The organism is Terriglobales bacterium, assembly GCA_035624455.1.
In the GTDB taxonomy this organism is placed as follows: domain Bacteria; phylum Acidobacteriota; class Terriglobia; order Terriglobales; family Acidobacteriaceae; genus DASPRM01.
In genome coordinates, this window is record DASPRM010000075.1 from 83,601 (window position 1) to 98,163 (window position 14,563).

Consider the following 14,563-nt stretch of genomic DNA (forward strand, 5'->3'; position numbering starts at 1 on the left):
AGGAGAAGTCGAAGGTCTATGTCCAAACGGCCCTAGCCGCCTTGGTGCATCGACCACAGCAAGCCCAAGGTCAGGGCGATGAGGATCACAGTTGTCGCCCAGGCGACTGCATTGTACAGGTGCGAGTTCTTGAATCCCCCCATCAGTTCCCGTTTGTTTACCAGCAGGAGCATGAAAATCAGCACAAACGGCAGCATTATGCCGTTCAGTACCTGGGAAAAGATGATGATCTTGATGTAGGGAAAGTTGGGAACCAGAATCAATCCCGCGCCTGCGGCGATGAGAATGGTGTAGAGCCAATAAAAAAATGGCGCCTCGCCAAAGCTCTTTCCCACACCCGACTCGAATCCAAGTCCCTCGCAGACCGAGTACGCTGTAGAAATTGGCAAGATGGAAGCGGCAAACAGCGAGGCATTGAAAAGTCCCGCCGCAAAAAGAATGTAGGCATAATCTCCCGCCAGGGGACGCAGTGCGAAGGCTGCATCAGCGGCATCGTGGATGTCGCGGTGCCCGGACACAAACAGGGTGGCGGCACAGGCGACGATGATGAACCAGGCCACGATGTCGGTAAAAAAGCACCCACTGATCACATCCAGGCGGGAAGCCTTGTACTGCCGTGCGGTTACTCCTTTTTCGACGACTGAAGCTTGCAGATAAAACTGCATCCAGGGGGCGATGGTGGTTCCCACTACTCCGATCACCATATAAAGATAAGTGGATTCTTTAAAATGCTGCAGCCCAGGAGGCTTGAAGGTACTGATCACCGCTGTTTTCCAGTCAGGATGAGCCAGGACTCCAGCGATGATGTAGGCCACATAAAAAAACGATGCCGCCAGAAACACTTTTTCGACAGACTTGTAAGTTCCCTTCACGATCAGCAGCCATACAATGCCCGCCGCCGCCGGCACGGTTATGAATTTGGATATCCCAAACAATTCCAGGCTGCTGGCAACGCCCGCGAACTCGCTCACTACATTGCCGAAATTCGTGAGGACTAATGCCACCATGAGCAGAAACGTGGCTCGCAACCCATATTCCTCGCGGATCAGGTCGCTCAGGCCCTTGCCGGTCACCGCACCCATGCGCGATGCCATCTCCTGCACTACGATCAGCGCCAGCGTGGTCGGGATCATTGTCCAGAGCAGGGTGTAGCCAAACTGAGCTCCAGCCTGGGAGTAAGTGAGAATACCGCCAGCATCGTTGTCTACGTTCGCGGTAATAAAGCCCGGGCCCACCACGGCAAAAAACAAAAGGATCCGAGTTTGCCACCGCCTCAACCATCTCAGTAAAGCCATCGGAACTCATGGGACTGCCGCCAGAGTAGGTACTGCGCGCAATAGAATATATGCGGTGCTGGAGTCGCGCCAGCAAGCAGGTGTGTGATTTTTTGTGCCACGTTTTTCTCAAGTGACCAGCAGCTCACGCTCCAAGTTCCACAGGACACAGGTTTGCGGCCCGCGGTGAACTCTCGCTAGAATCGATTGAGTGAAATCACCTGTTCGCCTCATCGCCATCGATATCGACGGAACCCTGCTCGATCCTGAATTCAAGATTCCCTCGGCCAACCTCGCGGCACTTCGCCAGGCATACGAGCAAGGCGTCGAGATCGTACTCGTCACCGGTCGCCGCCATACTTTTGCCCTACCAATTGCCGAAGCACTCGGGTTTGACCTGTGGTTGATCAGTTCCAATGGAGCTGTCACCCGCTCCTTGCAAGGTGAGCTTTTCTATCGCGATCTGCTGCCTGCGAGCACCGCGCGCAAACTCATCCAATGTATGGATGCCTTTCGAGGTAACGCCGTGATCACCTTTGACCGCAATGATCAGGGGACGATCGTTTTGGAAGGACTAGAGCAGATGAGCCCCAGTATCGGGGGATGGCTGCAAAAGAATCAGCAGTACATCACGTACCGCAAGCCTCTCGAAGCCTGTCTCACTACCGATCCCATCCAGGCTATGTTCTGCGGCGGCGTGGGGCGCATGCGGGAAGCAAGAGAGGCACTTCAAGCCGCGAATATGGTGGGCGAGATCACTATATTAAGAACGGAATATCCCTCTCGCGATCTCTGTCTTTATGATGTTCTCAACCATGGCTGCTCGAAAGGACATGCTTTGGAACGCTGGGCACGCTATCGCGGGCTTGACCGCGGCCAGGTCATGGCCATCGGTGACAATCACAATGACGTAGAAATGCTTGAATTTGCCGGAGTTCCTGTCATTATGGGGAATGCCTGCGAGGAACTGAAACAACCCGGCTGGCGCGTTACACTTTCGAACGATCAATGCGGGGTGGCAGTTGTCGTTCAACAGGTTTTGGGGATTTAAGCTCAGCAGGATGACCGCTAACAATTGAAACAGAATCATCTATTTGTAGCATGACGGTGAAGTACTTGTTTACATCGGCCAAAGTGGTTCTCCTTTTGTTGCTGCTGTTGCTCACGCCCCTACTACGAGCAGCTGACCCTTCCCCGACTGCCCCCGCCCCAGTCGCCTATAACGCAAATCTGCGTAACGGTTTCAGCATCCGTCATGTCCACCACGAAGAACTCGGTGGCAATACACGGCTCTACTTCTCTTCCGCCGCAGACAGTGGATACACCGACGTTCCAACCGAAGACGTTGTGGGTTTCGAACCTGCGCCGCCAATTCTTACCGATCCTGCGCCCAACAGAGTCGCCGTTCCTGACCTGATCAAGGCGGCCAGCCAGAAGCACGAGATCGATGCCGACCTGTTAAGTAGCGTAATTCATGCAGAAAGCGGGTTTAACCCCAATGCCATTTCCCGCAAGGGGGCTCAGGGGCTTATGCAACTAATGCCTGAAACCGCCAGCAGCTTAGGCGTGAAAAATGCATTGGAACCCGGCGAGAACATTGACGCGGGCACGCGCTATCTTCGTGAACTTTTGATACGCTATAATAACGACCTCATCAAAGCCTTAGCTGCTTACAATGCCGGCCCCGAGCGTGTAGAGCAATACCACGGGGTTCCACCCTATCGTGAAACGCATGCTTACGTGGCACGGATCGTCCGCGAGTTCAATCGTAAGAAATTAGCTGAGAGTCACAGAACTGACAGTATCAGCGCTGTCAAATCCTCGAAAGCCTCGGGTACTGTTTCCTCGCCGGTTTCCAGTCCTAACACTGCCCAGTGAAGGCTTGCACCTGCTCCTCGTTGACCGATACGCGCCAGTCATTTAGTTTGGCGTGTTGTGTTGTTTTCTAGTGCACTGCGGCGACGGAGATCTTTTTCAGGGGGCGAATGAAGCGTAAGCAACTCCTTGTCCTGTTTCTGGTGGTCGCTGTGCTGGGCGTGCTGGTTTATTTCCAGGTACGCAATTGGCAGCGTTTCGATTGGGAAAAGTTTGAGGAAGGCACAGAAGGCGTCAATTATTGGAGAATCTTGATTGGCGTTCTTCTGATTCATGTGGCGGATTTTCTGCGCGCGATCCGCTGGAAAATCTTCTTGCGGCCGACGCGGCCACAGGCCTCATGGTCAAGCCTGGTAGCTCCCCAATTTGTCGGTTTTGCCGGATTAGCGCTTCTAGGCCGTCCGGGCGAGCTGATCCGTCCCTATCTCATATCCCTCAAGACCAGCGCCAGCTTCTCCTCACAACTCGCAATTTGGGCGGTAGAACGCGTCTTCGACATCGGTGCGGTCACCATCATTCTCCTGCTTGACATCTTTCTTGCGCCATCTATTCGTGAAGTAAACCACTATCAGGCCTTTCGCCACGCAGGATACGCTTTGATGGGGGTCATTGCGCTGTTAATCCTTGCCGTTTTTGCGGTCTCCTGGTTCGGCTCACGCCTCGGCGCCTGGCTAAAACGCGCTCTGTCCCCGATTTCGACCTCCCTCGCGGCCAGTGTGGAGCGGAAGATCTGTGCCTTCAGCGAAGGACTCAACACCTTGCACAGCATTGTTTCCTTTCTTGAAGTGCTGGTTATCTCGCTGGGATTGTGGTTCATTGTGGCTCTGGCCTATCGCCAGGTGACACACGCCTATCCTGCGGAAACCGGCCTTCCCTATCTCGACCTGCCGCAGGTGATTCTGCTGATGGGAGCCAGCGTAGCCGGAGGCGTGCTCCAATTGCCGGTGGTGGGCGGCGGCTCACAGCTGGCTACGATTGCGGTCATGGACAAAGTGTTTGAAGTCGGACCTGAACTGGCGGTGAGTGCGGGAATCATGTTCTGGCTTGTCACTTTCATGTCCGTGGCCCCGCTGGGCTTGATCCTAGCCCGTCAGGAACATGTTTCCTTACGCAAGCTCACACGTGACTCCGAGAGCGTTGAAGGTTGTGGTGACGAACGCTCTCCTCAGCCCTCTGAGCCCTAAGTCACTCAACGCCGCCCCGATTCTCCAGTTCTCTGGCTGATACAATTGAGTCTTTAGCAGTGTAGGCCTACGCCTCTATTGACTCATGAAATGCCCGTTTTGCGGGTTCCTCAATGACAAGGTTGTGGACTCGCGTGAAAGTAAGGAAGGGGAATCGATCCGCCGCCGGCGGGAGTGTCTGAAGTGTGCCAAGCGCTTTACCACCTATGAACGGGTGGACGAAATCCCGTACATGGTGGTGAAGAAGGACGGACGCCGGGAGAAATTCGACCGCCAAAAAGTCCTCAATGGTCTGCTTCGTGCCTGCGAGAAACGACCTATTCCCATGAGTAAACTGGAGCAGATAGTCGATGAGGCTGAGACTTTTGTCATTGATTCACCCGAACGTGAGCGCAAGACCAGCGAAGTCGGCGAACTCATTATGAATCGGCTGCGACGCTACGATAAGGTCGCTTACGTTCGCTTTGCATCCGTCTACCTGGATTTCAAAGATGTCCGTGAATTCATGAATGAACTCAAAGACCTGGTAAGTAGCAAGGACGAGGCGCCGGCGAGAACCAAGGCCAGTACCAAGGCCTGAGTTAGGGTGCGTACTGGCGACTGGCAGTTTCAGGCTCCTTAAGCATCGTCAAGAGCATCATAGAGACTTCGGGCAAAATTGTTTATGACATATGCGGTGACACTAATACCCGGCGATGGCATCGGCCCTGAAGTGGTAGGCGCCGCAGTGCGCATTCTGGAAGCTACCGGCGTCAAATTTGAGTGGGAATCTTATGCCGCCGGCGCCGAAGCCTACGAAAAATACCGGGAGTACATTCCCAAGGACCTGCTGCTGGCAATTGAGCGCACCCGGATCGCGCTCAAGGGACCTATCACAACTCCCATCGGCGGAGGATTTTCCAGCATCAACGTCGAATTGCGCCGCCATTTCGAGCTCTATGCCAATTTCCGCCCCATCCGCAATCTTCCTCACATCCCCACTCGTTATCCCGATGTGGACCTGATCATCATTCGTGAAAACACGGAGGGACTCTATTCCGGCATCGAGCATGAAGTGGTCCCAGGAGTGGTAGAGAGTCTGAAAATTATCACCGAGAAGGCTTCCACCCGCATTTCGCGATTCGCCTTCGAGTATGCGCGGAAGAACAAGCGCAAACGCATCCACGCCATCCACAAAGCTAACATAATGAAGCTATCGGATGGCCTGTTCCTGCGCTGCTCGCGGAAAGTCTCCAAGGAATATCCCGAAATCACGTACGGCGAGCACATCGTGGATAACACATGCATGCAGCTGGTGATGAATCCCTATCAGTACGACATGCTATTGCTTGAGAATCTTTACGGCGACATCATCTCTGACCTGTGCGCTGCCTTTGTGGGCGGCCTGGGACTCGTTCCGGGGGCAAATTTCGGCGACTCGATCGCCGTTTTCGAGGCCGTGCACGGTTCGGCGCCCGACATTGCCGGGAAAAATTTGGCAAATCCTACTGCGGTTCTCCGCTCCGGCCTGCTGATGCTTCGTCATCTTGGTGAGTACGAGGCTGCCTTGAAGATCCGCAACGCGTTGGAGTATGTCTATCGCGACAAGAGAAATCTCACCCGAGATGTGGGTGGCACCGCTACCACCAGCCAGTTTGCCGATGCCGTGATCGCCGCTATGGAGATGCAAGCCAAAGTTGGTGAGGAACAAACTGCTACTCAGCCTGCATAGGCGCGTCACTGCCCCACGCATCATCTCCTTGCCCATTTGACGAATTTTTGCGTTTTGACTAACATTCGGTTCGCTCTAGGTGGGGTGACCTGGGGAATGTCCAAGCTTGTCGGCGTAGTGGTTTTTCAATTGGGCGGCCCTGATTCATTGGACGCGATCGAACCTTTCCTTTACAACCTATTTTGCGATCCCGATATTATCGACTTCCCATTTGCCCGGCTCGGCCGGAAACCCTTGGCTCGTCTGATCTCAACCACCCGTGCCCACAAAGTGCAACATCACTATGAGGTGATCGGCGGAGGATCTCCGATTCGCAAGTTCACGGAACAACAGGCCCGGGCGCTGGAAAAATCTTTGGCAGACCTCGGGATCGACGCCCGCTGTTTTGTCGCTATGCGTTATTGGCATCCATTAACGCAAGAGGCGGCCGCCGCGGTGGAGCGCGCTGGATGCGACGAGCTGATTTTGCTCCCTCTGTACCCGCAATACTCTTCCACAACGACTGGAAGCAGCTTGAATGAGTGGCGCCGACACTACCGTCACCCTGAAATTCCCGTGCACGTTGTTAGCGATTTCTATCGTGAGGAACTCTACCTGAAGTCGCTGGTAGAGAATATCGATGAATCCCTCGACCGCTTCGCTGTCGCTGAGAAGGTCGAACTGGTCTTCAGTGCTCACAGCGTACCAGTGGCAGTGGTTCAGAAGGGGGATCCCTACCAGCATCAAATTGAAGAGACAGTCGAACTCTTGATGGCGCGTGGCGGGTGGAACAATCGCCACCGGCTTTGCTATCAGAGTAAGGTGGGAGCCAGCAAATGGCTGCAGCCTTCGCTGCGGCAGACTCTTCGTGAACTGGCTTCAGCAGGCGTGAACGATGTGTGCGTTATTCCCGTGTCGTTCGTCTCGGATCATGTGGAAACATTGGGAGAAATCGATCACGAGGCGCGGCAACTGGCGATGCAACTCGGGATACGGCAGTTTGAAATGACGGCGGGATTGAATGATTCTCCAACTTTCATTGCCGCTCTGGCAGAGTTGGTCGTGAGTGCGATCGGTGCGGATCGACAGGTCGGGAAGTCGCTCGAGTCCTTGCTGGCTGCCGATTGAACACACGCGACCGGTTACGAGAGGTGAGGATTCATGGCGGATGAAGTCAAAACGATGGCGGGCGTGCTCGGCAATCTTCCGCCTTCGCCGCGCAAAGCCCTCAACAATTCGGTGATTGCCGCGGAACAGGCATACCGTAAAAGAAGCGGGCTTCCGCTACTGACCGAAGAGGATATTGCGGCCCTTAAAGCCGGTGAGCCCATGCCCTGGGAACGCGCGGATGGCCAGCCCACTACTGCTCCTGCGCCCGCTCCTATGACGGCTGCTGCTCCGGCTGCACCTCCTACACCAGCGGCAACCACAACACCTGCAAGCGCTCCCGTTGCCGCTCCCGGTTCAGCTCCTAGCGCCGACGCTCAGGCACTGGCAAAAGCCGTTGCCAAGTGGAGCCGCTCCGCCATTGCCGCCGAACAAGCTCGCCGTAAGCGCAGCGATCTAGCCCCACTGAGCGATACCGATGTCGCCTTCCTCCTGGGAGAGCCTGCAGCTCCGGCTCTGGCCGCACCTGCAGCAGTCGCTCCCGCAGCTTCCGCCGCGGCCGCAAGACCGGTCGTCACTCCCTCAGCGCCCGCTGCAAGCGTCCAGCCTGCGTCTCCTCCACTCACTCGTGAGGGCTCTGCCGTCCGCTATGTTGGTACGCCAGCGGTAGGCACCTCGAAGGCCGCGGCCGCGGCAGGTGTTGCCACCGTCGGCCCCGAAAATACGGAAGTCAACCAGAGGCGTCGCCGCCTCGTTTGGACCGCAGTCATCGCTTTCCTAACTACCTGGTTGATCGCCTTCTTCCGTTTCTTTCTGCCGCGTACCCTTTTCGAGCCCAGCACAGTATTCAAAGTCGGCTATCCCTCCGATTTCGGTCTCGGAGTCGATACCAAGTTCCAGCAGAGGTACCGTATTTGGGTAGATCGCACGCCCGACCGGGTTTTCGTTATCTACGCCCGCTGTACCCATCTGGGTTGCACTCCCGACTGGAAGCCGGCGGAAAACAAGTTCAAGTGTCCGTGTCACGGCAGTGGCTATGACAACGAGGGAATTAACTTCGAGGGACCGGCGCCGCGGCCTATGGATCGCGCCCACGTCGAGCTGGCCCCCGATGGACAGATCATCGTTGACACCAGCCGCCTTTACTCTTGGCCCAAAGGCCAGCGCAGTATGTTCGACGATCCCGGAGCTTTCTTGCGCGTTTAACAGCGAAAGCCATTACTCGAATTTGAGGTCATCATGCCCGACGAAACCAACGGCAAGAACGGCAAGTCCACCGGCGTTGTCGACGAGGTCAAAGAACACCTGCGCAGCCTCCCCGGCGAGATGACGTCGAAGGTCAAGGAACAGATCGAGACTGTCAAAGAACCCACCAAGACCCAGCTCTACACCTCGATCTTCCGCCATAAGCACGATGACACTCCACGCAACCGTGCCCTGGGCGTTTTATCCAATGTCTTCTTGCATCTGCATCCGGCGAAGATCAACCGTGATGCGGTACGCTACAGCTTCACCTGGGGCATGGGCGGCATTACTTTCTACCTCTTCGTCGTACTCACCTTCACTGGCGTGCTGCTGATGTTCTATTACCATCCCACGAAGGTGCAGGCATTCCGCGACGTGCTTTACCTGGAGCACGACGTTCCGTTCGGCAAGATCCTGCGCAATATGCACCGCTGGGCGGCCCACTTGATGATCATCGCCGTCTGGCTGCATATGTTCCGCGTTTTTCTGACCGGGTCGTATAAGAAGCCACGCGAGTTCAACTGGAATGTCGGCGTCATTCTACTTGTGCTGACACTGCTGCTCTCTTTCACCGGTTATCTCTTGCCGGACGATCAGCTCGGTTTCTGGGCGGTAACAGTGGGAACCAACATGGCCCGGGCTACTCCGCTGCTTGGTCATGAGGGACCGTTCGGTCCGCAGTTGGGGATGACACCTTATAACGATGTTCGCTTCGGTCTTCTGGGTGGTTCAATCGTGGACGCCAATGCGTTGCTTCGTTCCTATATTTGGCATTGCATCGGTATCCCCATCGTCGCCTCGGTATTCATGATTGTGCATTTCTGGCGGGTTCGTAAGGACGGCGGCATCTCCGGACCTGCGCCCGTGATGTTGGCGTCGGAAGCCGAGAAAAAGCGCCCCGGCGCACGTGCAGCCGGCGAATAGCGTAGGCAAGGACAGACAATCGTTGCGGTATAGCTAGCTCCCAGCCACAGCGAAGGATTTTCCTTATGGATTGGAAACAACTTTGGCAGATTAGTTCGGCTCCAGATAACGTACCGATCGTTGCTCTAATTCCGTTGCTTGCTTTTTACTGCTGGCTTGCTTTCCGCCAGGCGCGAGCCAACGACCAGCTGATTACGCAACTGGAAGCCGACCCGGCTCTGGCCAAGACGCATCATCGCAAAACCTTCCCTTACCTTCCGGGCTGGCCGAAAGAAGTTCATGTGTGGCCTTTTCTGCTGCGCGTGGAATTTCTCGCAGCGATTATCGTGACCGCCATCCTGATGGTTTGGTCCATCGGCTTGAATGCGCCGCTCGAAGAGCCAGCAAACCCCAACCTCACTATGAATCCTGCAAAAGCCCCCTGGTACTTCCTCGGATTGCAGGAGATGCTGGTTTACTTCGATCCCTGGATCGCCGGCGTGGTTATGCCGACGCTGATCATCATTGGACTGATGGCAATTCCATACATCGACACCAATCCGCTGGGCGCTGGCTATTACACGCTTAAACAACGGCGGTTCTCCATCGCGACCTTCGTCTTCGGCTTCATCATCCTTTGGGTAGCGATGATCATCATCGGCACCTTCATCCGCGGTCCAGGATGGCAGTGGTTCTGGCCCGGTATGACCTGGGACCATAACCGCCTCATCTACGAAGTGAATCGCGACTTGCCGGACCTGTTCGGCATCACCTCGAACCTGGGCAAGGGCATCTTTGGGGCCATTGTCGTTGGCGCCTACTTTGTGATCGGCGGCCTGATCCTGCACATGCTCTTCAAACGTTATCAGCGGCGCGACTACGAGCGCATGGGATTCCTGCAGTACAACATCATGATGGTCTTCATGCTGCTGATGATTGCCTTGCCGATCAAAATCCTAATTCGGCTGACCATGCACATTAAATATGTCTGGATCACGCCCTGGTTCAACATCTGATGATCGCCGACCGAACACTTACGGCGCTAGCTGGTCGAAGCGGAGGAAATAAGGCCCGTGCCTGAGCAACCTATTCCTGAACAAGATCCGATTACCAGCAAGTCTTACGCGGTGCACTATGTGGTAGCTACCGTGGTGCTGATCGGAAGTCTGTTCTGGGCGCTGTGGGATGAAGCCTACGGCCAGCGCCCCTGGAAGCGTTACCAGACAGAGTTCAAGTCCCGTTACGAGCGTTTTCTCCGACAGGCACGTACCCAGTCGGCAGACGAATTGAAAGGCATCGAGAGCGACAGCCAGTACCATGCACTGGATGTCTCCTACACCGATGCGCAAAAGAAATCCGACGCCGAAATCAAGGGGATCAACGATCAGCTTCGCGATCTCTCTGCCAGGATCCTAGCCGTCCAGAGCGTATTCACCGACAAGCGGGCTTATGTCGGTGCGGAAACCTATGCTCTCGAGACGGCGACCGGCCAGAGTTCGAAAGAAAGCATTCGTAAGGATCTGGAGAAGTACAAGGCCGGCCCTTTCACGGTGGAATACCCGGACGGCACTCGCAAGAAGTTCAACTACGACGACCTCGAAAAGGAATACAACGGCCTGAAGGATCAGCGCACCCAACTGGGAGCCCGCCTTGCAGAGCTACTGAAGCCCCTCACCGAAGCCAAGGACAAACGCGACGCATATCTGAACGATCACCTTGTCGACCTGACTCCGGAACAAATCCGTGGGCTGCAGCACAAAATAGAGGATTGGGATCCAAAAATCGTTCAGATCAATGTGGCCGAGGCCAATATTGTCGATCGCTGCGAATCCTGCCACATGGGAATCCGCGAACCATTGCGCCTGACTGCTTCATCGATGAGCCTGCCCGGCAAAAAGCCTGATGAGTACGCTCGAGCCTTGGTAAGCCATCCCGAGAAGCGACTGCTCACTATCCACGATCCGGATAAGTTCGGGTGTTCTCCGTGTCACCAGGGCAACGGACGCGCCACCACGAGCGTGGAGAAAGCGCACGGGGACTACGAACACTGGCTATGGCCGCTGTTCCAGCCCGCCAACGTCGAAGCTGGCTGCCAGACCTGCCACGCTGCGGATATGTGGCTCCGCGTAGGCGATGTAGGCGGCACCATCAGCGAAGGCAAGTTCCTTTTTCGCCAGCGCGGATGCAACGGCTGCCATCGCTATGAAGGTTACGACACGGAACCGGAGGATCTGCTCTCCATCCAGCAACAGATCAAACAAATGGAGCAGCAGCAGCGCGACAATCTCAAACAAGCTGCCTATCTGAACAAGCAAGCTGACGATCCCAAATTAACCAACGAACAGGCCAACAAGCTCAACGAAGACGCGGTCGGCTTGAAAGTCGCCAACAGCAAGATCGCTGGCCAGATCGAGCAGCTTGATCTGAAGTCCTCCAGCCTGCTGAAGGACATGAAGAAGATCGGGCCCGACCTGAAGGAAATCCGTGCCAAGCTGAACCGCAATTGGATTCCTGTCTGGCTGCACAAGCCCACAGATTTTCGGCCGACCACGAAGATGCCGAACTTCCGACTCACAGACGCGCAGATCAAAGCCATCAGCGCCTATCTCTGGCAATCGGCGCTCACTGATCCCATCCCGCACGGCAAGCTGGGCAACGCCGCTCGCGGCAAGGAACTTTTTGAGACTCGCGGATGTCTTGCGTGCCACTCGATCGGCGAAGGCTCGCATCAGATCGGCGCGGAGTTTGCCGCCAATCTGTCCCGCGTCGGAGAGAAAGACAACTATGACTATCTGGTGCGTTGGATCAGCAATCCACGCCAGCGCCTCCGTCCTTATTGTCCATATGAGAAGAAGGACATTGGCCCAGACGACTACGCCAAGCACGGCGTGCCTTACATTGTCGACTTCGATCACACCACCTGCCCCAACGATGGACACGAGCTGCAAATTGAACAGATGACGGTGATGCCCAACCTGCGGCTCGCTCCGGATGAAGTTGCTGACATCGCAACGTATCTTAGCCAGCAGAAAAAGCAGGAGCCGGGTGCATACGCTGACGCTTCCTTTATGGACGATCCAAAGCTGAAGGAAGAAGGCAGGAAGTGGATCCGCCACTATGGCTGTGCTGGCTGCCACGAGATTGCCGGTTTTGAGGACGAAGGCCGCATCGGTACCGAACTCACCGCCGAGGGCAGCAAGCCGATCGAGCGCCTTGATTTCGCGCTGTTCACTGAGCCCGCGATGCGAGGTGGCAAGGACCCTATCACCGCGAAAAAGATCGGACCCTGGTACGACCACAAGGGCTTCTTTGAACACAAGCTGGCAAAGCCGGAGATCTACGATCAGGGCAAGGTCAAGTCCGAAACCGAGGCCCTGCGCATGCCAGATCCCCATCTCACGGAGGAACAAATTCAGGACCTGACCACCTTCCTCCTAGGCAGCCAGGAGACCTCACTACCCGCGAGCTACCAGTACCGCCCTCAGGACTCCCGCCGCGACATCCAGGAAGGTTGGTGGATCGTCCGCAAATATAACTGCATGGGATGCCATCAGTTCGTACCGGGCCAGAAGACGGCCTTGGAAAGCCTCCCAGTTTACGCCGATGCCAAGGAGAAACTGCCCCCCAAGCTTCTTACCGAGGGCGCGCGCGTGAGCCCGGATTGGCTGATGCGCTTCCTGTCGAATCCGTCTCTCAGCGTCACCGACATCCATCGCAATGGCGTCCGTCCCTATCTCCAGGTTCGCATGCCTACCTTCTATTTTTCGGAAAACGAGGTGCGCAAACTTGTTCGTTTCTTCCAGGCCTTGTCGCAGCAGCCGCTCCCCTACATTCCCCAGCGTGAAGAGTTGCTGACTGCCAGCGAAACCGAGATGGCGCGCAGTCTCTTCGCGAGCCAGGCGGCTCCCTGTCTGAAGTGTCATGCCACAGGCGATCCTGCGCACGACGCGCATGCTACCGCGCCAAATTTCCTTCTGGCTAAAGAACGTCTCAAGCCGGGTTGGACCGAGCGCTGGATCGTCGATCCTCAAAGCATCAGTCCTGGCACGGCCATGCCTTCCAATCTGTTTCGCAAGCAGGGCGAGCGATGGGTCTTCTCCGGACCTACTCCGCCCTCATTCAACGGATACACCCAGGATCACACCAAGCTTCTGGTCCGCTATATCTTCCAGCTCACGCCTGAGGAACAGCATCGCGTGAGCGCCCGCATGCCGGCTTCTCCAAAGTCGGCCAAAGGCAATCCGCCCGCAGCTTCGCCGCGGGCAACCACTCGCTACGCGCCCGGTTCCACCTCAGCAGGAGGTTCGCGATAAAATGTCCGGCTGCGTTGCAGGGCCTGAGAGTCGAGCTGTTTTTAGGGGCCGAACAGCCAGGGTCTCCGAAGAAGGCCTGCAAAATGCAACTTCTGAGCAGGGGCTGACCCTGTTCACACTAACTCGCATTATTAGAAAGAGGATCTTTATGAACAAAACAAAATGGGCTTTCCTTTGTTTCGTCTTGCTCAGCCTGCTTCTGTGGGGCGCGTGTAGTAAGAAAGAAAGCGAAGCGGAAAAACCTGCTGCAGAATCAAAGCCGGCCGCGGCTGCCACTCCGATCGATCCCAACACTGTGGCATCCGTCTCCGGAACAGTAAAATTTGACGGCACTGCGCCCAAGCCGCAGAAGATCGATATGAGCCAGGATCCGGCATGCGGCAGCGGGCCCAACATGACCGAGACCGTCGTGGTCGACAATGGCGACCTGGCAAATGCTTTCGTCTATGTGAAAGATGGCCTAGGCGACCGCACCTTCGAAACCCCCAAAGATGCGGTGACCATCGACCAGCAAGGCTGCCGCTACCACCCCCATGTTTTGGGCGTTATGACTGGCCAGGAAGTAAAAGTCGTGAACAGCGACAACACCACCCATAACATTCATCCCACTCCCAAGGACAATCGCGAGTGGAACGAATCGCAGGCGCCAAAGGCGGCTCCGCTGGAAAAATCCTTTGCCCGCGAAGAGGTAATGCTGCCGGTCAAATGCAACCAGCATCCCTGGATGAAGATGTACATCAACGTGGTAAAGAACCCCTTCTATGCTGTCACGGACAAAAATGGCAAGTACACCCTGACCGGCTTGCCTCCGGGCACGTACACCATCGCCGTCGTACATGAGAAAGGGTGGACCCAGGAACAGAAGGTGACGCTCGCTCCAAAAGACTCGAAAACAGTTGACTTCACGGTGAAGGGGTCATAACCAGCTTAGCGGAGGGCGCGTTCGCGCCCTCTTTTCCGCTCATCGCTTTC

12 protein-coding genes are annotated in these 14,563 nt (G+C 55.9%); 11 read left to right on the top strand and 1 reads right to left on the bottom strand.

Features of this window, described 5'->3' with window-relative positions:
* Positions 1-32: 32 nt before the first annotated feature.
* The gene (locus tag VEG30_08300) at positions 33-1,295 is read right to left on the bottom strand and encodes an Nramp family divalent metal transporter (GenBank protein HXZ79915.1); all 1,263 of its coding nucleotides are present in this window, start codon (positions 1,293-1,295) and stop codon (positions 33-35) included.
* Between the two features lie 190 nt (positions 1,296-1,485).
* On the opposite strand from VEG30_08300, the gene VEG30_08305 reads away from it, so the two are divergent.
* From VEG30_08305 to VEG30_08355, 11 genes are all read left to right on the top strand, one after another.
* Positions 1,486-2,325, top strand: coding sequence for a Cof-type HAD-IIB family hydrolase (locus VEG30_08305; GenBank protein ID HXZ79916.1), 840 nt, complete (start codon positions 1,486-1,488; stop codon positions 2,323-2,325).
* A gap of 50 nt (positions 2,326-2,375) precedes the next feature.
* On the top strand, positions 2,376-3,152 hold the full coding sequence (locus tag VEG30_08310) for a lytic transglycosylase domain-containing protein (GenBank protein ID HXZ79917.1): 777 nt from the start codon (positions 2,376-2,378) through the stop codon (positions 3,150-3,152).
* Between the two features lie 107 nt (positions 3,153-3,259).
* Entirely contained in the window at positions 3,260-4,333 is a 1,074-nt protein-coding gene (locus VEG30_08315; GenBank protein ID HXZ79918.1) for a lysylphosphatidylglycerol synthase transmembrane domain-containing protein, read from the top strand.
* Positions 4,334-4,418: 85 nt separating this feature from the next.
* Positions 4,419-4,913, top strand: a complete 495-nt coding sequence (gene nrdR / locus VEG30_08320; GenBank protein HXZ79919.1) for a transcriptional regulator NrdR — start codon at positions 4,419-4,421, stop codon at positions 4,911-4,913.
* 84 nt (positions 4,914-4,997) lie between these two features.
* Positions 4,998-6,044, top strand: a complete 1,047-nt coding sequence (locus VEG30_08325; protein HXZ79920.1) for an isocitrate/isopropylmalate dehydrogenase family protein — start codon at positions 4,998-5,000, stop codon at positions 6,042-6,044.
* Positions 6,045-6,140: 96 nt separating this feature from the next.
* Positions 6,141-7,151, top strand: a complete 1,011-nt coding sequence (gene hemH / locus VEG30_08330) for a ferrochelatase (GenBank protein HXZ79921.1) — start codon at positions 6,141-6,143, stop codon at positions 7,149-7,151.
* A 33-nt stretch (positions 7,152-7,184) separates the two neighbouring features.
* Positions 7,185-8,336: a Rieske 2Fe-2S domain-containing protein gene (locus VEG30_08335; GenBank protein HXZ79922.1), complete on the top strand. Its 1,152-nt coding sequence runs from the start codon at positions 7,185-7,187 to the stop codon at positions 8,334-8,336.
* A 33-nt stretch (positions 8,337-8,369) separates the two neighbouring features.
* Positions 8,370-9,299 carry a cytochrome b N-terminal domain-containing protein gene (locus VEG30_08340; protein HXZ79923.1) on the top strand — a complete coding sequence of 310 codons (930 nt, stop codon included), beginning with the start codon at positions 8,370-8,372 and terminating at the stop codon, positions 9,297-9,299.
* Positions 9,300-9,364: 65 nt separating this feature from the next.
* Positions 9,365-10,294, top strand: a complete 930-nt coding sequence (locus VEG30_08345; GenBank protein HXZ79924.1) for a hypothetical protein — start codon at positions 9,365-9,367, stop codon at positions 10,292-10,294.
* A 57-nt stretch (positions 10,295-10,351) separates the two neighbouring features.
* Positions 10,352-13,591 carry a cytochrome c gene (locus tag VEG30_08350; protein HXZ79925.1) on the top strand — a complete coding sequence of 1,080 codons (3,240 nt, stop codon included), beginning with the start codon at positions 10,352-10,354 and terminating at the stop codon, positions 13,589-13,591.
* Positions 13,592-13,739: 148 nt separating this feature from the next.
* Positions 13,740-14,513: a carboxypeptidase regulatory-like domain-containing protein gene (locus VEG30_08355; GenBank protein HXZ79926.1), complete on the top strand. Its 774-nt coding sequence runs from the start codon at positions 13,740-13,742 to the stop codon at positions 14,511-14,513.
* The last annotated feature ends 50 nt before the right edge of the window (positions 14,514-14,563 follow it).

Coding starts and splice junctions, on each gene's coding strand:
- VEG30_08310 (HXZ79917.1), top strand. CDS start 2,376: ATGACGGTGAAGTACTTGTTTACATCGGCCAAAGTGGTTCTCCTTTTG.
- nrdR (HXZ79919.1), top strand. CDS start 4,419: ATGAAATGCCCGTTTTGCGGGTTCCTCAATGACAAGGTTGTGGACTCG.
- VEG30_08340 (HXZ79923.1), top strand. CDS start 8,370: ATGCCCGACGAAACCAACGGCAAGAACGGCAAGTCCACCGGCGTTGTC.
- VEG30_08345 (HXZ79924.1), top strand. CDS start 9,365: ATGGATTGGAAACAACTTTGGCAGATTAGTTCGGCTCCAGATAACGTA.
- hemH (HXZ79921.1), top strand. CDS start 6,141: ATGTCCAAGCTTGTCGGCGTAGTGGTTTTTCAATTGGGCGGCCCTGAT.
- VEG30_08300 (HXZ79915.1), bottom strand. CDS start 1,295: ATGGCTTTACTGAGATGGTTGAGGCGGTGGCAAACTCGGATCCTTTTG.
- VEG30_08335 (HXZ79922.1), top strand. CDS start 7,185: ATGGCGGATGAAGTCAAAACGATGGCGGGCGTGCTCGGCAATCTTCCG.
- VEG30_08325 (HXZ79920.1), top strand. CDS start 4,998: ATGACATATGCGGTGACACTAATACCCGGCGATGGCATCGGCCCTGAA.
- VEG30_08355 (HXZ79926.1), top strand. CDS start 13,740: ATGAACAAAACAAAATGGGCTTTCCTTTGTTTCGTCTTGCTCAGCCTG.
- VEG30_08315 (HXZ79918.1), top strand. CDS start 3,260: ATGAAGCGTAAGCAACTCCTTGTCCTGTTTCTGGTGGTCGCTGTGCTG.